At 35.0% G+C, this 19119-nt stretch carries 15 protein-coding genes and 1 tRNA gene; 12 read left to right on the forward strand and 4 right to left on the reverse strand.

Going from position 1 to position 19119, the window contains the following annotated elements:
• Positions 1-40 precede the first annotated feature (40 nt).
• The gene (locus EKH84_RS08590; protein WP_127065953.1) at positions 41-832 is read left to right on the forward strand and encodes a PhzF family phenazine biosynthesis protein; all 792 of its coding nucleotides are present in this window, start codon (positions 41-43) and stop codon (positions 830-832) included.
• 336 nt (positions 833-1168) lie between these two features.
• Here the strand turns inward: EKH84_RS08590 and EKH84_RS08595 are convergent, their stop codons facing one another.
• Positions 1169-2065: a D-alanine--D-alanine ligase gene (locus EKH84_RS08595; protein WP_127065954.1), complete on the reverse strand. Its 897-nt coding sequence runs from the start codon at positions 2063-2065 to the stop codon at positions 1169-1171.
• A gap of 226 nt (positions 2066-2291) precedes the next feature.
• On the opposite strand from EKH84_RS08595, the gene EKH84_RS08600 reads away from it, so the two are divergent.
• Complete coding sequence (locus EKH84_RS08600; protein ID WP_127065955.1) at positions 2292-2819, forward strand: putative immunity protein; 528 nt, start codon at positions 2292-2294, stop codon at positions 2817-2819.
• 134 nt (positions 2820-2953) lie between these two features.
• Here the strand turns inward: EKH84_RS08600 and EKH84_RS08605 are convergent, their stop codons facing one another.
• Positions 2954-3682: a helix-turn-helix transcriptional regulator gene (locus EKH84_RS08605; RefSeq protein ID WP_013656191.1), complete on the reverse strand. Its 729-nt coding sequence runs from the start codon at positions 3680-3682 to the stop codon at positions 2954-2956.
• A 179-nt stretch (positions 3683-3861) separates the two neighbouring features.
• Here EKH84_RS08605 and EKH84_RS08610 point away from each other — a divergent pair, with 179 nt between their 5' ends.
• The 5 genes from EKH84_RS08610 (at position 3862) to EKH84_RS08630 (ending at position 10041) form a co-directional block, all read left to right on the forward strand.
• Entirely contained in the window at positions 3862-4827 is a 966-nt protein-coding gene (locus EKH84_RS08610; RefSeq protein WP_013656192.1) for an ABC transporter permease, read from the forward strand.
• Positions 4817-5785, forward strand: coding sequence for an iron chelate uptake ABC transporter family permease subunit (locus tag EKH84_RS08615; RefSeq protein ID WP_013656193.1), 969 nt, complete (start codon positions 4817-4819; stop codon positions 5783-5785). Before EKH84_RS08610 ends, EKH84_RS08615 begins: the two co-directional genes overlap by 11 nt.
• Positions 5782-6537, forward strand: a complete 756-nt coding sequence (locus EKH84_RS08620) for an iron ABC transporter ATP-binding protein (RefSeq protein ID WP_013656194.1) — start codon at positions 5782-5784, stop codon at positions 6535-6537. Before EKH84_RS08615 ends, EKH84_RS08620 begins: the two co-directional genes overlap by 4 nt.
• 279 nt (positions 6538-6816) lie before the next feature.
• Positions 6817-7818, forward strand: a complete 1002-nt coding sequence (locus EKH84_RS08625; RefSeq protein ID WP_127065956.1) for a siderophore ABC transporter substrate-binding protein — start codon at positions 6817-6819, stop codon at positions 7816-7818.
• 147 nt (positions 7819-7965) lie between these two features.
• Positions 7966-10041: a methyl-accepting chemotaxis protein gene (locus EKH84_RS08630; RefSeq protein ID WP_127065957.1), complete on the forward strand. Its 2076-nt coding sequence runs from the start codon at positions 7966-7968 to the stop codon at positions 10039-10041.
• Positions 10042-10122: 81 nt separating this feature from the next.
• Here EKH84_RS08630 and EKH84_RS08635 read toward each other — a convergent pair whose 3' ends face one another.
• Positions 10123-10512, reverse strand: coding sequence for a DUF4870 domain-containing protein (locus EKH84_RS08635; protein ID WP_013656197.1), 390 nt, complete (start codon positions 10510-10512; stop codon positions 10123-10125).
• 196 nt (positions 10513-10708) lie between these two features.
• Between EKH84_RS08635 and EKH84_RS08640 the strand changes: the two genes are divergently transcribed.
• Entirely contained in the window at positions 10709-12124 is a 1416-nt protein-coding gene (locus tag EKH84_RS08640; protein WP_127065958.1) for a glycosyl hydrolase family 18 protein, read from the forward strand.
• Positions 12125-12177: 53 nt separating this feature from the next.
• A tRNA-Leu gene (locus EKH84_RS08645) sits at positions 12178-12260 on the forward strand.
• Between the two features lie 419 nt (positions 12261-12679).
• Here the strand turns inward: EKH84_RS08645 and EKH84_RS08650 are convergent.
• Complete coding sequence (locus EKH84_RS08650; RefSeq protein WP_127065959.1) at positions 12680-15634, reverse strand: S-layer homology domain-containing protein; 2955 nt, start codon at positions 15632-15634, stop codon at positions 12680-12682.
• 379 nt (positions 15635-16013) lie between these two features.
• Here EKH84_RS08650 and EKH84_RS21965 point away from each other — a divergent pair, with 379 nt between their 5' ends.
• The 3 genes from EKH84_RS21965 (at position 16014) to EKH84_RS08660 (ending at position 19114) form a co-directional block, all read left to right on the forward strand.
• Positions 16014-16160, forward strand: a complete 147-nt coding sequence (locus EKH84_RS21965) for a hypothetical protein (protein ID WP_190283545.1) — start codon at positions 16014-16016, stop codon at positions 16158-16160.
• A gap of 95 nt (positions 16161-16255) precedes the next feature.
• A complete protein-coding gene (gene hcp / locus EKH84_RS08655; RefSeq protein WP_127065960.1) occupies positions 16256-18178 on the forward strand; it encodes a hydroxylamine reductase in 1923 nt (640 codons plus the stop codon).
• Positions 18179-18418: 240 nt separating this feature from the next.
• Entirely contained in the window at positions 18419-19114 is a 696-nt protein-coding gene (locus EKH84_RS08660) for a Crp/Fnr family transcriptional regulator (protein WP_127065961.1), read from the forward strand.
• Positions 19115-19119: the final 5 nt, after the last annotated feature.

A 19119-nucleotide genomic window follows, 5' to 3' on the forward strand; every position in this document is an offset into this window, starting at 1 on the left:
TAAAATAATTACCAAAATGAGGATAAAGAAAGGTGTTCGTATGAAGATTACCATGTATCAAGTAGATACGTTTACTAATGAGCTTTTTAAAGGAAATCCTGTTGCAGTTTGCCTGACGGAAAAGCCCTTAAAAGAAGCATTAATGCAAAAAATAGCAATGGAAAATAATTTGTCAGAGACCGCATTTTGTTATAAGGAAGGTGAGTGCTATCAGATTCGTTGGTTTACGCCAGAGGTAGAAATCGACTTATGTGGACATGCTACTTTAGGAACAGCGTATGTTTTATTTAATGAAGTAGAACAAGGAAAGAAACAAATTACTTTTAAGTCACAAAGTGGTGAGATTATTGTCACAAGGAATAAGGAACGCTTTACTTTAAGTTTTCCAGTAAGAGAGGGAAGGGCGATCACTCCAAGAACAGATATTATCAAAGCCTTAGGGGGTAATCCTATAGCTTTTTATGAATCAAGAGACGTGATGGTCGTTTATGAAACAGAGGAGGAGATTACGAACTTAAAACCAGATGTAGGTCTTGTTAATCGTTTAGATGTTTTTGGTATCATAGTAACGGCAAAGGGGAATGAAGTAGACTTTGTATCCAGATATTTTGCACCAGGGTGTGGTGTATTTGAAGATCCGGCAACAGGCTCTTCTCATTGTACTTTAGTACCTTATTGGGCTAAAATATTGGGGAAAAATCAGTTACTAGATAAGCAGCTATCTAAAAGGGTAGGAACTTTTTATTGTGAGCTAAAAGAAGACAAGGTTTATATTAGTGGTGAAGCTATTCAGCTCTTTAAAACTAGTTTTGAAATTGATTTAAATAAATAAACTGAAAAATATCCTTTTAGTGTGAAGCTAAAAGGATATTTTTGTCATGACTAATATTTATAGGATCAGGTGGTTCACTATGAATAAGCTGTATGTCGCCACTTGAATATAGAGATTACGTAAAAAATAAAATGGTATAGAAATATCGCCAATCATATATTGAGATTGACGACATACAGATTTTCATTATTGCTACATGTACTTGACGTAGGCACTTCATTTCATTCGCTAGATAAGCTACTTCTTTGTTGTAGACTCTTATTTAACATCTTATTTTTAACCTTAATATATGAAGGTAAGAAGTAGAATTTCTAATAAAGAATTTTAATCCTATTACTAAATCATAGAAGTTCTAATGATAGCGTCAATAAGCGTGGTAAAATCTATTCCTTTAGCCTTAGCACTTTGAGGAATTAAGCTTGTTTCTGTGAGACCGGGAAGTGTGTTAATTTCTAACACATAGATAGTTTCGTTTTTAATAATGAAATCAATTCGGCAATAGCTTTTACAGCTAAATAAAGCCCATATTTTTTCTGAAATCTGTGTCACCTTATCTTGAAGGATTGAAGGTAGGAGCGCAATTTCTTCAAGAGCACCATTAATAGTATATTTAGAATTATAATCAAAAAACTGACCAAACCGAGGTTTAATACAAACCGTAGGAAAGACTTCACCATCTAAGACAAAAGAAGTAATTTCTTCACCGGCTATATATTCTTCAATCAATAGTTCTTCATCATATTTGAAGGCTTCATCAATAGCTGACAATAAATCAGTTTTATTTTCTACTTTACAGGTTCCAATGCTAGAACCGCCAGTATTAGGTTTAACAATAAGCGGGTAGTTTAAGGTGCTCGCTATACTTGAATTTAATGGTTCACTGGCTTTAATGAGTATACCTTTAGGTGTAGTGATATTTTCTGAAGCAAGAAGTTTTTTAGTTAAATGTTTATTCATACATAGTGCACTCGTTAAGACGCGGCAGCCACTATAAGGAATATCTAAGGTTTCTAAAAGCGCTTGAATAGTGCCATCTTCTCCAAAGCGACCATGTAGTGCTAAAAAGGCAAAATCGATGCCACTGAGCTTATCTATAGCCTCTTTTTTTGAATGAAGTACAATAGGAATAGCCTCATATTTAGTTTTATTAATATGTTTTAATACTTCTTCACCACTTTTAAGGGAGACTTCCTTCTCTGAAGAGATTCCGCCCATTATAATGCCGACTTTCATTTTGTCACCTTCCTATTAAAAAAATTAATTATAGCGTTATAACGCCTTGACTAATGCCATTATATGAAAATATATCAATAAAAGGCAGAGCCACGCTTTAACCATTTTAAAGAGAAGATGGTTTGATATTGTTATTGTTTTTAGTGATTGTAGCATTATATATGAGTATGCTAGACTAAGCATATTCATATACAAAAATAAGATAAAAAAGAGAAGGAGTCATGAAATGCCTAAACCACGAAAAATGCTTGGAAGTGTGGATTCACCCTATATTATTTCTCTTATGCATCTCATTGAAACACAAAGTAAGACCACTATTGCCAAGTGGTGTATCGATTATGCTGAAGAACATATACTTTCTATTTATGAAAAAGCTTACCCAAACGATAATCGTTTACGAGATGCGATAAATGCCTCAAATGACTGGCTTGATGGTAAAGTTAAATTACCCATGGTTAAGAAACTAATCTTAGAGGCTCGTGCAGCAGCAAGAGAAGCAGAAGAAAATCAAGCGGCACAAGCAGCTGCTAGGGCTGTTGCACAGGCAGCAACTACAATACATACAACGACTCAGTCATTGAGTCTTGCATTTTATGGTTGTGCGGCTATTGCATATGATCGTGTTGGTATTGATGAGAAGGCAGAGGTTTATGAGCAAATTGCATCTGAGGAATGTACTAAAATGGAAGCAGCATTGCGTGCTATTGCTGTAGAAAATGAGAAAAATCCAGCTAAAATTAATTGGTATTGTTAAGGATGTGCACAGAATCGCAGAGGATGCTTTAAATCAAAGTATCCTCTGCGATTTTATATATGAATTGAGATGCTACTTTAGTAGTCTAATTTTTATATTTTAAAGGGAGTGATTAATCAACAGGAGTTACTTGTTTATATATTTTGATTACGGTATTCAATGGGTGTCATGCCCACTAGTTTCTTAAAAGTAGTATTGAAATAGCTCGCACTACTAAAACCCACAGATAAAGCAATTTCTAAGATTGAATCTGTTCCTTCTTTTAAAAGGTCTTTACTTTTTTCTACTCGTACCATATTAGTGTAGCTACAAAAAGATTGCTTGGTAGCTTTTTTAAAAATAGTACAAAAATAACTTTTGTGAAGACCTAGATAAGATGCTAAGGCATCTAGCGTAATAGGTTCAGCATAATGTATTTCAATATAGTCTTTAGCTTTAGAAACATGATAGTTATATTCTTCTTCCACTTCTTCGTGGGTTTGGGTAAACGAACTACCAATGGCATAGAGTAAATCAATAAGATGCACCATACAATGAGCAGGTTTAAAGGGAAGGACATTTTTTAAATGAATATCCGTTGTATAAGGGCCAATTACAAAGCATCCAAGTTCTAAATACTTGGGGTTAATAGCACAGATGGTAAAGGTTCTGCCATCTTCTAGAACATGATGAATCAGAGAATCTTGAGATAAGCGTTCTTGTAAAGTGGCCAGAGTTTCTTTTGAAAGACTTTGTTCTAAAGGATGAGGAATAGTATGCCCCATACTCAGAAATACATGATTATTCTTATTGATGGCACATAAAGCTAAATGACTACATAAATAAAAATTTTCCATTACATTTTCAAGTTCGGTATATAGCACATGAGTCTCCTTTCAAGTACGTTTACAATTCATATTAATATTTTTAAATAAACCTAAATATCGTGTAAGACAACTAATCATATAGTTGATAAGATTAATTAATAAATGATAATGTTTATCAAAAGCAGATATTTATTTAGTATAACACAGGGTTTATATAGTGTCAAAGGAGACAGAAAGTGGAGAAGTATATTAAGAAACGCTATTTGACTGTGCTACTTATTGGACTTTCAATAGGTTCATTATTTGTAGGGGTAAGTAGTCTTCATATAAATGATTTATTAGCATTAAAACCAGATAAAGTACAGCTCTTGCTTATAAGTCGATTGCCTAGACTCATTGCTATTATTGTAGCTGGAGTGGGATTAAGTGTAAGTGGGCTTATTATGCAACAGATTAGTAGAAATAAATTTGTATCACCTACTACAGCAGCTACTACGGACTTTGCTAAATTAGGAGTGCTTGTTAGTATGATGTGGCTAGGTAGTACGAGCCAAATGACCAGGATGATAGTTGCTTTTATATTTGCATTAGGTGGTACGTTAGTTTTTATGACGATGATGAGACGTATTCAACTTAAAAACATCATTTTTGTACCTTTAGTTGGAATGATGCTAGGTAAAGTAATAGGCTCTATTACAGCTTATTTTTCATATAAATATGATTTAGTACAAAATATCACTTCTTTTATGGAAGGTAATTTATCTGTGATTATGTCAGGTAACTATGAGATGCTATATTTAAGCATTCCGGTGGTAATAATAGGTTTTCTTTATGCCAATCAATTTACTATTGTAGGTATGGGTGAAGATTTTGCTGCTAATTTAGGTCTTAATTATAAGGCGGTTATGAATATTGGACTTGGTATTGTAGCGATGATTACGGCAGTCACTTTGATTACGGTTGGGAATATCCCTTTTCTAGGACTTATTATTCCCAACTTAGTTACCTTATATATGGGAGATCACTTAAAAAATGCACTTTATCATACCGCACTTATAGGACCTATCTTTTTGCTAATATGTGATATATTAGGACGACTTATTATTTATCCATTTGAAGTTTCCATTGGCATGATGGTAGGGGTTATTGGTGGTGTGATCTTCTTGGTGATGATTTTAAGGAGGGCAGAATATGCAGGGTAAGATGATCAAAGCAGACCGAAGAAGAATACTGCTTCTAGTGATTTTAAGTATCATTTTGATGGCTGCCTTTTTATTGATAGGACTTTCTCCAAAAAGTTTTTCTTATGCACTAGGTAGAAGAATTCCTAAGCTTTATGCCATTGTGTTAGTAGGTGGTGCCATTGGTTTTTCTTCTCTTATTTTTCAAACAGTAACAAACAATCATATTTTAACACCTAGTATATTAGGATTAGATTCTTTATATATGTTAGTTAATACCGTTATTGTTTTTGCGTTAGGAGCAACTAGCAAATGGATTACTAATGCAAAACTTCATTTTGGATTGACACTTGTTTTAATGTTAATTGTTTCTGTTTTATTCTATAAAATTGTATTTAAAAATAAAAGTGGTAATATTTTTTACTTGCTCTTAGTAGGTGTTGTAGTAGGGACTTTGTTTGAAAGCTTTACGACCTTCATGCAAGTTTTAACAGATCCAACAGACTTTTTAACTATTCAAGATAAATCACAGGCTAGTTTTAATCAAATTAATACAGCAGTATTAGGAGCAGCAACACTTTTAATAGGAGGTGCTTTCCTTTACAGTTTTAAGTTTCTAAAAGTATTAGACGTTATGGCACTTGGTAGAGATCAAGCAATTAACTTAGGTGTAGATTATGAAAAAACAGTAAGGCGAATGCTCGTTGTAGTGGTACTCTTGACAGCAGCAGCAACAGCATTAGTAGGTCCCATTACTTTCCTAGGTTTATTGGTTGTTAATATTGCTAGGTATTTTATTAAGTCCTACCAGCATAAACACTTAACAATAGCTATTTGGCTCTTAAGTATTGTCGCTCTTGTAGGTGGACAACTGATAGCGGAGCGTGTTTTAAACTTTGGTGTAAGCGTAGGAATTATTATTAACTTTGTTGGCGGTGTTTATTTTATCTATTTATTAATGAAAGGACGTGCGAGATGATTCATGTAAAGAATATTTCAAAAGCCTATAGTGGGAAAAAGGTAGTAGATGATGTATCTATTAATATTCCACAAGGTAAGATTACCTCTTTCATTGGTCCAAATGGAGCTGGAAAAAGTACAGTTCTTTCTATTATGAGTAGACTGATGAAGAGAGATAGCGGCTTAGTTATGATAGATGGTAAAGATGTTTTAGAATGGGATCAAAAAGAACTAGCAAAAAAGCTAGCTATCTTAAAACAAACTAACCATATTAATATGCGTCTTACTATTCGTGAGCTTGTGAGCTTTGGTAGATTTCCACATTCGGGAGGAAATCTAAACGAAGAAGATGAAAGACAAATTGATGAAGCACTAGGATATATGCAGCTCACTGATCTTCAGCACCGTTATTTAGATGAGCTAAGTGGTGGTCAAAGACAGAGAGCATACATTGCCATGGTTATAGCACAAAATAGTGAATATATATTACTAGATGAACCACTTAACAATTTAGATATGAAACATTCTGCAGAGATCATGAAGATCTTAAGAAAGCTAGTTGATGAGTTGGGGAAAACTGTTATCATTGTTATTCATGATATTAACTTTGCTTCTTGCTACTCAGATTATATTGTGGCACTTAAAAATGGGATAGTAGAAAAAGAAGGTTACACAGAAGATATTATTAGGGCAGGTGTTTTAGAAGGAATTTATGACATGCCATTTCATGTACAAAGCATTAATAATCAGAATATCTGTGTGTATTTTTAATAAATAAAAAAGGATGCCCTCTACTAAAAAGTAGAGGAACATTTATGAGATATAAATGAGAATGAAAATTATTTAAACTACATTTGTTGAAAGAGATGAAAGGGATGCCTGCCCTCTGGCGTTCTGCTTCTCATCTTAGTAGCAATACACTGAGGATAAGTACCCCTCCCATTTTCATAGGTACATAGTGAGGACGGGTATCCCTTTCATTTCTATCAGCGATGACATATAAAATTAGCTAGCTAAATAATTACAAATCAAATAAAAGGAGAATCAATAATGAGCAAGAAATTATTATTAACACTAATGACAGCAGCAGCTATTACTATAACAGGGTGTGGCCAAACTACTACAAATGAAGGTACTGGAGCAGTCAATACAGAAGTACCAGTGAACACAGAAGCATCAGCAACGCCAGAAGAAGGCCAAGAAGCAACAACAGTTAAGGTGGTTCATGCTTTAGGTGAAACAGAAGTACCAAAGAATCCAAAAAATATTGTGGTACTTGAATTAGGGATTTTAGATGCATTAGATGCTCTAGAGATTACACCAGCAGGTCTACCTCTAAGTGGAAGTTTACCAAGCTACTTAGCACACCTAGAAGATGAAAGTCTTTATACAAATGTAGGTTCACTTAAAGAATTAGATATGGAAAAGATTTATGAAATAGAACCAGAGCTTATTATTATTGGTGGCAGACAAGCAGATTACTATGAAGAGCTTAGTAAAATTGCACCAACTGTTAATTTGGCAGTAGACAATGCAGATTACCTGACTTCTTTTGAAACAAATATGAATTATTTAGGTGAAATCTTCGGTAAGGAAGAAGAAGTAACAGCAAAGGTTAAAGAAATTAAAGATGCAGTGGCAGAAGTATCAGCCAAAGCGGCAGAAAAAGATGTTAATGCTTTAATAGCTTTAGCTAATGGTGATGCTTTTAGTGTTTATGGAAAAGGTTCTAGATTTGGTATCATTCATAATGAATTTGGTATTAAACCAGTAGATGAAACAATTGAAGTATCTACTCATGGTCAAAATGCTTCCTTCGAATATATTTTAGAGCAAAATCCAGACTACTTATTTGTAGTAGACCGTAGTGCTGTTGTAGCAGGAGAAGGGTCAGCCCCAGCACTATTTGATAATGAACTTATTAAAAAAACAGCAGCAAGTGAAAATGACCGTATCATTTATCTTGATCCAACTGTATGGTATACAGCTGGTGGTGGCTTTACATCGACAATGACTATGGTCAATGAAATTGCAGCGGCGATAGAAAAATAAGTACACAAGATAAGAGCCTAGAATTAACATAATAGGCTCTTATTTTTGTATTTAGAGTAGAGATTACTGCTAATAATATTTGGATTATTTAAAAAAGATTAAAGATATGCTATAATGAGGTGAAGTGGTTTTAAGAGGGGGTATTTAATGAGAAGAGGTCAGAGGTTAGGAACTAATTCAAAAAAAAGGCAGTTAACCTTTCAAACTAGAAAGAAACAATCATTTAAGCCAACTAGTACAATAAGAAGAAACTTATCTATTAAAACGAGGCTCATAGTATTTTGCTTGTGTATATCTTTAATGGCAGTATTTATACTTGGGGGTATATACAGCAATGTGGCGAAATCAGCTTTAAGACATAATAGTATACAGCTTAGTACAGAACTCGTTAAACAATCAGTTTTAAATGTAGAGAACTTTGTGTCAAGCATAGAGCAAGCAGTAGATGGGATAGCAGTAACTCAGTTAAGTGACAGTGGGTTAGTGGAAAATTATTTTAGCACAGACCTAGGGACACAAGTAAAAGCAAAAAATGAGATTCAAGCACAATTGCTTAGAATAAATGCCCTAAATAGTGATTTAGATGAGATTTTATTTTTGTCCCAAAATGGAAACGTTACCAAAAGAAGCGATTACTTTTCAACAGAAGAGTTCAGCAGTTTTATTGAAGAAGATAAGGTGAATACATTTTCATGGATAACTCATATGAATTTACCAGAAGATAAGGTGTTACTTACAAATAACTATAAGATTCCTAAAAAAGGTGCTAATACCTATACATTAGCTGTAGTTGTTAATCTTGCCAATATTAAAGCTGCTATACAAGAGATGAAAATGATAGATGGTGCGACTATTTATTTAGCCGATCAAAGTCAAAAAATCTTATTTTGTAGTAAGGAAGAACAGATCATCATTCCTGAAGATATTGCTCAGATAGCATCGGGTATAACAGAGGCCATGAGTGAGCCGATTAATGGTCGTTTAGTAACTTGTGCACCGATTAATAATGGTTGGCAATTCATTGTAGAAGTTCCTATGAATTCGCTTACTTCAGAGTTAGAGTCAGCTAATATTTTATTAGCATTACTTATAATAGGCATTATTATATTAACTTTTATCATAGGTAATATTTTTGCTAGAAGTTTTTCAAAGCCAATCCTTAAGCTTGTTAATTTAATGCAGAAAGCCGAGAAAGGTGATTTTACTGTACAAATGAGTGGTTATAAGAAGGATGAAGTAGGACAACTATGTCATAGTTTTAATGAAATGATGCGTCAGACTGGCGAACTTTTAAAGCAAACGCAGCATGTTGTAACAGATACCCTAGGAAGTAGTCATTCTTTACAAAATACAATCTTTGAGACAGTTAATAACATTGAGCAGCTTACAATAGGCATTTCAGATTTAGCAGAAGGGACTATGAAACAAGCTCAAGATACTCAAAAAACCAATGGTTCTATGAATGAATTAGCTCAGCATATCTATACGGTTAAGCAGAAAACATCAGACATTATAGCTAGTACAGCAGGGGCAACTACCATGATAGAAAAAGCCTCTGACACTATGAAAGCTCTAAATACTACGATGTCAGATTCATTAAATGTGGCAGAAGAAATTGGGCTTAGTATGAATGCACTTAATATACTTAATAAAAATATTAATCATATTATGCAGATGGTAGAAAATATTAGTGAGGAAACTAATTTACTTGCTTTAAATGCTTCTATTGAAGCAGCTAGAGCCGGAGAAGCTGGAAAAGGTTTTTCTGTAGTGGCGAAGGAAGTAAGAAGATTAGCAGATCAGTCTAAGCAATCTGTAGGTGAAGTAAGACAGACACTAACAACTATGGAAAATCATATGTCAGAGACTTTAAGCTTAGTAGAGGAATCCAGAGTTACCTTTAATACGCAGGAAAAGGTGGTTAAAGAAACCTATGAGGTATTCTATAGTATTATTGATATTTTACAACATATGAGTAATGAACTTTTACAAGTTGGTACCCAAGTAGATAGTATGGAAGGCACAAAAGTAAATGTGATGCAGCAGGTAGGACGTATTAGGGATGTTACTCAGGAAGCAGCAGCCACTACACAAGAAGTGAATAGCCTAAGTATACATCAGCAAGAAAGTATGAATCAGTTAACTGTTTTCTCAGAAGCCTTAATAGAACGTATGGAAAAGCTTAATCATACCATACAAGCCTTCAAGGTTACAGAAAAATAATCTAAAAAAGGATTGCCATTTTGGGCAATCCTTTTTTAGATTACGATTAAACTGATGTTTTTGATTGATACGATAAATGGGTTATTTAATTAATCGTGCCACAAAATCCCCGATAAAAGGAATACGGAACTCTTCATAATTGAAAGCCCCAATAACGGCAACGATGGCAATTAAAGTAAAGATAATGCCTACGATAAAACTAGCTAAACCACCCAAGAGTGGAATAACATGTAAGATGCTGATGACAATCACCCTAACCACATAAAGGACAACAGATTGCATAGCGTGGAATTTAACAAGGTTACTTTTCTTTTCCATAAAGAAAATAAGGATAGGAATGAGCCAAGCTATTCTCCAAACGATTGGTAAGTAAGCAGCAATTACAGGGAGAGCATAAGTAAGAATGGCCATTATGTTAGCATCCATGTTGGCAATACTTGATTGATGAGGACTATAACTTCCTTTAGACATAAAACATTTCTCCTTCTATATAATAGTTAAAATTATTATAACATGTTTCCAGAAAATTAAAATTAATATTTGATGAAAAATGGATAAGTTTTACATTAACTTTTAAAGTTATAAAATTTTAATATTTAGATAAGTCAAAGCGTGATACAATAAAAAAGAAAATAGTAAAGGTAGAAGAAGAGAAAGGGGATAACTAATGAGAAAATATAAGAAATGGCTAGTGAGTTTTTTATTAGGCACATTTTTGGTAACAACAAGCTATGGTGGTACTGTTATCCAAAATCCTGTGATGCAGAAGGAGTCTTTTATAAACCACTTACAAACGTTAGAGGTTAATTATAAAGAAACAGCTCAGATAAAAGGAAATCTAACAAGAGAAGAAGCAGCTGTATATCTTGTAAAAGCTTTAGGCCTATCGGGTGTTGCTAAAGACTATGAAGAGCAAAAGTTATTTAAGGATGTTACAACTCATCAAGGAGAAATTAATTTAGTTAAGACACTAGGTCTAATGAATGGAACAGGAAGTGAGACCTTCGGGCCTAAAATAGGATTAAGCGTCTCAGCAGCTGAAAGTATATTAAGCCGTTTAGAAGCACTTATTAAAGCAGATATGCAGTTTGAACATGCTTTTTATGCCATTAGTTCTAGCAGTCAAATGGCACTTATTAAAAATTATGATGCGATTAGTTTTGGATGGTCAGAAGTTATTGTAGATGCCAACAAGCAAATTTCTGTAGTAACGGATGGAATAGGTGATTTTAAAGTCCCTTTAGGATTTGAAGTACCTTTAGACGAAGCAAAAGCTAATGGTGTAGCGACCTACTTAATGGTTTATTACGAAGACCAAGGTGGACAAATAAGAGAATTACTTAATGATTCTACCCAAAGAGCTGAAATGATTAGGTCATTAGTTAACTTAACAAAGAAGATTGAAAAAGATGGTGTAGAAAGAGGTTTTGATGGTTTAACTATTGACTTTGAACAGCTACGAAGTGCAGATTTAAAAGCACCTTATGTGACTTTCTTAAAAGAGCTAAAAATAGCATTAGCAGCAGAAGGAAAAAGTTTAATGGTGGCTGTTCAGCCCACTACTTATTTTAAAGGCTATGATTATAAAGGCATTGGAGAAGTAGCAGATCGTGTCATTTTAATGGCACATGATTATGGAGCTAAAAGCTTAAATGTTAATGAACAAAAGCAAGGAATAGTAATGACACCTATGACACCTATTGATGAAGTTTATGCTACCTTAAGGGAAGCAACTACAGCAGTTGCAGATAAAAGTAAGCTAGTACTTCAAATTAGTTTTGCCAGTACGCAGTGGCAAATGAAAAATCAAGAGGTTATTCACACATTTGCCTATACACCTACATATACTCAGATTGAAACACGTTTAAATACACCAGGAACAGTCAGCTATTATGATGAAATAGCTCAAAATCCTTATGCTATTTATGAAGCAGATGGCGTTAGAAATATCATTTGGTATGAAAATACAAGAAGTATCGAAGCTAAAGAAGATTTAGCAAAGCTACTAGGCATCAGGGGCATTTCTTATTGGCGCCTAGGCACCATACCAGATAGCTATTTAGCTAGTATAAATTTATATTGAAAAATAAAGATAAAGTGATTACAATAAGAGATGGACAAATCATCTATTTTTAAGCAGAGGTGGCGGAATGGCAGACGCGCTAGATTCAGGTTCTAGTGCCCGCAAGGGCGTGGGGGTTCGAGTCCCCTTCTCTGTACGTAATCTCAATGTTTTTCAAATTCTTACATAGGAAAGCCCCTCTAGCGTGCTTATTAGCATGTTTTTAGAGGGGTTTTGTTATTTTATGCGAGGACTTTCGGGTCAGTTTGAAGTTTGAACCGCCTCCTGTCAAATAGTCTGGTGAAACCATAAAAACTTTTACATCTCCATCCATAGTTTGTGGTTGGAGATATTTTTATGATACGTCTTTTCGTAAATACACTTTATACTCTGAAGATGAGTATAGTCTCTAATCAGATGCAATTATTTATTTGTTGTAATGCTTACAAAAAAACCTTATGCCCCTAGGGGACATAAGGTAAAAGTTTTGTTTGACCTAAAAGTGATTTTAAGTCACTGTTTCTGTTAACACATGAGAAGTTTTTAATAATCTAAGTAAATTAGAATTTAAGTTGTTTAAGATGAATGCTTTTTATTTTCATACTTTTTATAATAAGCCATGAGAATAGTAGCAGCTTCTGCTCTTGTAACATTGTCATTAGGAGCAAGCAGCCCATTACCTTTACCTATTATAATACCTTTTTCCACTGCCCATGCCATGGCTTCTTTCGCATAATCGTCAATTTCATTGGCATCATTAAAGCCTACTAACGTAGCATTTGCTTTTGGTGAGCCGCAGTACCTCCAAAGCATGGTCACAAATTGCTCTCTTGGCACATTACCACTTGGGTTGCTAGCGTCTGAGATTTCACTTTTTATTGCCCAAGTACGTGCATCCTCAAATACATTAATTCCGGATAACTCTGCACCTTCTAAACGGCCTATTACGGTCCAAACCATAGCTCTTGTCAATAATTGTTTAGGTGCGAAGCTATTTTCACTGTTTCCTTCAAAAAGATTCTTGTCATTTACAAACTTCACCGCATCATAATACCAATTTGTTTCTGCAACATCGTTAAAGGTATTTACCCATGTTACAGGTTGTTCATTCATAGGAGGTACAACAGGTTTCTTTTGACTTTCCTTAAAGGTGGTTTCTACGGTTACATTACCGCTAGGCATCTTAAAGGAATAGGTGCCATCTGCATTTTTAGTAACTTCAATGATGTTGCCTTTTTCATCCTTTACTACTAGTGTATCTATTTCATAGCCTGCTTCTGCCTTAGGGGTAAGTTTTACTATTTCACCTGCAGTCGCTTTTCCTTTTTCTAACACCAGTTGACCATGCTCTGTTTTAGAAGTATCAGTGGTGACCGTATAGCTAGGGGTATAGGCACTACCTCCGCCTCCACCTGAAGAAGAACCCCCACTGCTAACAGCCTTAAAGGTTGCTTCAATGGTATGATTTGCTTGTACATCACTAAAGGTATGGCTTGAAAGAGCTCCTTTGCTTACACCATCCACCTTTACATCCTCAGTAGCAAATCCACTGTTTGGCGTAACGCTATAGATTTGATTTTCTCCTTTATTAACTTCAGTATTCCCAGCTGGTGAAATACTTCCACCTACACCTGCTGTTGCCGTAATCGTATAGGTGGGTTGTGGTACCACACTAAAGGTCGCTTCAATGGTATGATTTGCTTGTACATCACTAAAGGTATGGCTTGAAAGAGCTCCTTTGCTTACACCATCCACCTTTACATCCTCAGTAGCATAACCACTGTTTGGCGTAATGTTATAGCTTTGATCGGCTCCTTTATTAACTTCAGTATTCCCAGCAGGTGAAATACTTCCACCTACACCTGCTATTGCCGTAATCGTATAGGTAGGTTGTGGTATCACACTAAAGGTTGCTTCAATGGTATGATTTGTTTGTACATCACTAAAGGTATGGCTTGAAAGAGCTCCTTTGCTTACACCATCCACCTTTACATCCTCAGTAGCATAACCACTGTTTGGCGTAATGCTATAGATTTGATTTTCTCCTTTATTAACTTCAGTATTCCCAGTAGGTGAAATACTTCCACCTACACCTGCTGTTGCCGTAATCGTATAGGTAGGTTGTGGTACCACACTAAAGGTTGCTTCAATGGTATGATTTGTTTGTACATCACTAAAGGTATGGCTTGAAAGAGCTCCTTTGCTTACACCATCCACCTTTACATCCTCAGTAGCATAACCACTGTTTGGCGTAATGCTATAGATTTGATTTTCTCCTTTATTAACTTCAGTATTCCCAGCTGGTGAAATACTTCCACCTACACCTGCTGTTGCCGTAATCGTATAGGTAAGCTGTTGCGTCACACTGAAGTTTAATGGAATCTCTTTGACTATGCGTCCATCAGATTTTATTTGAAGTGTATCCGTATAAGTGCCTACAGCTAGTCCTGTTTTAGGTGTTACTTCCACTGTCGTATTTCCACTTTCTGCAATATCACTTATAGTTGTTTTATTTAATTCAAAGTTGCTTGCACCGCCATTCTCAAACTGAACTAAGAGCTCCCCTGTTGCTACTTTATCATCGCCATTACTTATTGTCACTGTAACTGGTGATTGTGCACCATAACCCACCTGTGCAGCGGGAAGGATATAGCTGTCAGAGTCTGTTGCTAAGTTATACTTTCTTTTCCATTTAGCTGGTGAATCTGCTGCTTTTATTGACTCACCCCAATTATCATAAGAGCCGATATCTCCTTCATAAAGTTCTACATTAGGGTCAATTACAATAGTCTTTGCCTTAATTGCTCTTGCATCTTTTGTATCGGACCTTGTTACTGCTTGCCCCTCACCACGGGTCGAAATAGTTAATGTACCTTTCAAAGCCTGAAGTCCAGCACCTGTACCTCCTGTGGCATTGAGCTTAACCTGATCCCCTATCTCAAGGGCATCTGTCAAGTCTGCAAAAAAGCCTAAACTTCCTCCATTCACCGTTAGACTTCCATTCCCACTAACAGTAACACGTTTGTTGTTATAGATGGCAATAGCAGTTGTGGGAGCTGTCACCTCGTTATTTCCCTTTATAACAAGGTTTAAATTCATAACCTTAGTATTACCGCTGGATTTTCCTATCATTACAGCATCCCCACTTTTTGATGTAATGTTGGCACCGCTAAGGATTAAGGTATAGGTAGGAAGTCCTCCCTGATCAGCATCTTTTTTAACCGCCCAGTTCCATCCTGAATTAGGTAATGTGTCAGTATTTGCGGCAGTTTCTGTAATGGTCAGTCCGTCTGACGAGGTTGTTCCAAAAGTATAGCAGCTAGATGTAGTGGTAGGCATGGTGACTAATAAGTGTCCACCTACCCCATAATTAAAGCCAATATTGTCACTAAGTTCCGCAGCTTGTCCATCCCATGTTCCATACCAACTTCCATTCCATGATCCAGTCCATGCCGCAAAGGTAAGCTGGGCTGGCAGCAAGGTACACACCATACATAGCGTGAGAAATACACTAAAAATACGTTTTCTCATTTCTTAATTCTCCTTAGTATCTTTTCCATAAATTTAATCTAGGTAATTCTATTATGTATGTGGTTTTGTAGAGCCCACTTCAGCAAACGATTCAAAGATATTTCATCCTATGGTTACTGAGCATCCCATTGCCCTAGGGAATAAAGGATATATCGGTGATAAGCTTGCTCTAAATCGTTTTTTCATAATCATGTTCCTCCTTTACGAATTTTTGCTTCACATCTTCAAGTTATCATAAATTCGTCGCAAAAACCGACCGATGCATGAAACATGATTTTTTCGATATGAATCATAGTTTAGAGAACTCAATTTTTATATCATACTTATATTGGGAAAATGGTGGAATGGAGAGAGATATTGAACAGAGAGGAAAAGTAACATGCTTAGTGGTACAAGACACGTGTTAAAAGTAATAGAGAGATGGTATGAGTGGTTTGCAATACTAGCTATTGTAAGTGTATTTAGTCCAGAAGATGCAGAGGTTACGATGAGGGTGATTATTTATTTCTTTATTTTTAATTTGTAGCCATAGCTACGTAATTTGATGTTGCTTTTAGATATAATACAGTTATCAGCAGCGAAGAAATGGCTAAAATCCGTTAAAATAAAGGAGAGAGAAATATGAATAATCAAATGTATTGTATGCAATGTCAAGAGACAGCAGGAAACAAAGCATGTACAAAGGTAGGGGTATGTGGTAAAAGTGCAGAACTAGCTAATATGCAAGACTTACTAATCTATGTAACAAAAGGGATATCTGAAGTGACAACAAGATTACGTCAAGAAGGAAAAAAAGTAAGTAAAGAGTTAAATCACTATATCACACTTAACTTATTTACAACGATTACAAATGCAAACTTTGATGATGAAGTATTTTATGCGAGAGTAAAAGAAACTTTAGCAAAGAAAAATGAATTAATGCAGCAGTTAACTAACAAAGATCATTTATCTGAAGCAGCCACTTGGGATATTGCCTTGGAAAACAAAACAGGCATTTTAGCTTCTCTTAAGAATTTAGTATCTGGAAATAAAGAAGCTAGTGAAGTTAATCAAATTTTAAAAGCAAAAGCTGAATCAGATGAAGTAGGTGTTTTAGCCACGGAAAATGAAGATATTCGTTCATTAAGAGAGTTAATTACTTATGGCTTAAAAGGCTTATCTGCTTATTCTAAACATGCTAATGCCTTAGGGTATGATAATGAAGCAATCGATGCGTTTATGCAAGAAACATTAATGAAATTACTAGATGATTCATTAACAGCAGACGATCTTGTAGCTTTAACATTAGAAACAGGTAAAGTAGGTGTTGATGGAATGGCATTACTTGATAAAGCTAATACATCAACTTACGGTAACCCAGAAATCACAAAAGTTAATATTGGTGTAGGTAAGAATCCTGGTATTTTAGTATCGGGTCATGACCTTGCAGATATCGAACAATTATTAATTCAAACAGAAGGTACTGGGGTAGATGTCTATACTCACTCTGAAATGTTACCAGCACACTATTATCCACAGCTTAAGAAGTATAGCCACTTAGTAGGGAACTATGGAAATGCTTGGTGGAAACAAAAAGAAGAGTTTGAAGCTTTTAATGGACCTATCTTAATGACTACAAACTGTATTGTACCTCCAAAAGCATCTTATAAAGATAGAATGTTTACAACTGGTGCAGCTGGCTATGTAGGCTGTAAGCATATAGAAGGTGAAGCAGGTAGCCAAAAAGATTTCTCAGAAATCATTGCTTTAGCAAAAACATGTAAAGCGCCAACAGAAATTGAAACAGGAGAAATCATTGGTGGTTTTGCTCATGAACAAGTATTTGCATTAGCAGATACAGTAGTAGAAGCTGTAAAATCTGGTGCTATTAAAAAGTTCGTAGTAATGGCAGGGTGTGATGGTAGAGCTTCTAAAAGAAATTACTATACAGATTTTGCAAAGGCACTTTCAAAAGATACAGTTATCTTAACAGCAGGCTGTGCAAAATACAAATATAATAAACTTGATTTAGGCGATATCGGAGGCATTCCAAGAGTATTAGATGCAGGACAATGTAACGATTCTTATTCTTTAGCTCTTATTGCACTTAAATTAAAAGAGGTATTTGGTTTAGCAGATATCAATGAATTACCAATCATCTATAACATTGCTTGGTATGAACAAAAAGCAGTTATTGTATTATTATCATTACTTTATCTTGGAGTAAAAGAAATTCACTTAGGACCAACACTTCCAGCTTTTCTTTCTCCAAATGTAGCTAAAGTATTAGTAGAAAACTTTGGTATTGGTGGTATTTCTACAGTAGAAGAAGATATGGAGATGTTCTTTGGTGAAGAAGCAAAAATGGCTGAGACTTCTCAAGGGATGATTACAAAAGACATGGTGATTGGCGACATCTTAAAGATTAATCCTGAAAATGCAAGGGTATTAATGGAAGCTGGTATGCACTGCCTTGGATGCCCATCTTCTCAAATGGAAACTTTAGAAGAAGCTTGTCAAGTACATGGTTTAGATGTAGAAGCATTAATAGAAAAATTACGTTAATATAAAAAGCTAGTCTTCGGCTTATAAAGGGTTGAAGACTAGCTTTTATTGATTTTTAGCATAATAAGAAAAGGGTGATTAAAGCGAATAGGAAGAAGCCCTATAAGCATTAGAAAAATGTTATAGTTTAAGGACAGTCTAGTAAAAAGTTCTTTTGAGAGTAATTTAAAATAGATAGTGCAAGAAAAAGAAGAAAGTAATAAGATAGATTTATAATGAATTAAAGGAGAACGAGTCAAAATGATTAAGCGCTATGCAGAGTGTTTATTACAATCAGCCCTGTTCCGTCAAATCAAAGAAGAGGAGCTGGAAAAACTATTATCTTGTTTGGCATTTAAAATGGTAACCTATGAAGCAGAAGAATATCTCTTTCATGCAGGAGATGAAGTAGGTCATATAGGCATTGTTCTAGAAGGCTGCATAGAGATTATCAAGGAAAACATAGCAGGAGAGCGTCATATTATAGCTTTCTTAGAAGCTTCGCATATGTTTGGTGAATCCATCGTATGTACTTCTAAAAGAATTGCCCCTGTATCTACTAAAGCAAGAGAAAAAACAACTGTTATATTAATTCCATATAAATATGTGATTGAAAATTGTAGTAACGGATGTTCTTTTCACACACAACTCATTCATAACATGTTAAGGGTACTAGGGGACAAAAACGAAATGCTTAATATAAAAATGGAACTCCTACTATTAAAAGGGATGAGAGAAAAACTAGCCACTTATCTTTTAAAAGAAGCACAAAGGAGTGGCAAGCTGGCTTTTAATATTACACCTAATAGAGAGGCACTAGCTGAATTTCTTAATGTGTCACGTCCTTCTATGTGTAGAGAATTAGCTAGAATGAAGGAGGACAATTTAATTGATTTCTATAAAAATAGTTTTAAATTATTAGATATAGAAGCTCTTAAAAAGTGCCTTAATCATTAAATGTT

The organism is Cellulosilyticum sp. WCF-2 (assembly GCF_003990395.1).
GTDB classification, from domain to species: domain Bacteria; phylum Bacillota; class Clostridia; order Lachnospirales; family Cellulosilyticaceae; genus Cellulosilyticum; species Cellulosilyticum lentocellum.

Coding starts and splice junctions, on each gene's coding strand:
- EKH84_RS08590 (WP_127065953.1), top strand. CDS start 41: ATGAAGATTACCATGTATCAAGTAGATACGTTTACTAATGAGCTTTTT.
- EKH84_RS08595 (WP_127065954.1), bottom strand. CDS start 2,065: ATGAAAGTCGGCATTATAATGGGCGGAATCTCTTCAGAGAAGGAAGTC.
- EKH84_RS08600 (WP_127065955.1), top strand. CDS start 2,292: ATGCCTAAACCACGAAAAATGCTTGGAAGTGTGGATTCACCCTATATT.
- EKH84_RS08615 (WP_013656193.1), top strand. CDS start 4,817: ATGCAGGGTAAGATGATCAAAGCAGACCGAAGAAGAATACTGCTTCTA.
- EKH84_RS08620 (WP_013656194.1), top strand. CDS start 5,782: ATGATTCATGTAAAGAATATTTCAAAAGCCTATAGTGGGAAAAAGGTA.
- EKH84_RS08625 (WP_127065956.1), top strand. CDS start 6,817: ATGAGCAAGAAATTATTATTAACACTAATGACAGCAGCAGCTATTACT.
- EKH84_RS08630 (WP_127065957.1), top strand. CDS start 7,966: ATGAGAAGAGGTCAGAGGTTAGGAACTAATTCAAAAAAAAGGCAGTTA.
- EKH84_RS08635 (WP_013656197.1), bottom strand. CDS start 10,512: ATGTCTAAAGGAAGTTATAGTCCTCATCAATCAAGTATTGCCAACATG.
- EKH84_RS08640 (WP_127065958.1), top strand. CDS start 10,709: ATGAGAAAATATAAGAAATGGCTAGTGAGTTTTTTATTAGGCACATTT.
- EKH84_RS08650 (WP_127065959.1), bottom strand. CDS start 15,634: ATGAGAAAACGTATTTTTAGTGTATTTCTCACGCTATGTATGGTGTGT.
- EKH84_RS21965 (WP_190283545.1), top strand. CDS start 16,014: ATGCTTAGTGGTACAAGACACGTGTTAAAAGTAATAGAGAGATGGTAT.
- hcp (WP_127065960.1), top strand. CDS start 16,256: ATGAATAATCAAATGTATTGTATGCAATGTCAAGAGACAGCAGGAAAC.
- EKH84_RS08660 (WP_127065961.1), top strand. CDS start 18,419: ATGATTAAGCGCTATGCAGAGTGTTTATTACAATCAGCCCTGTTCCGT.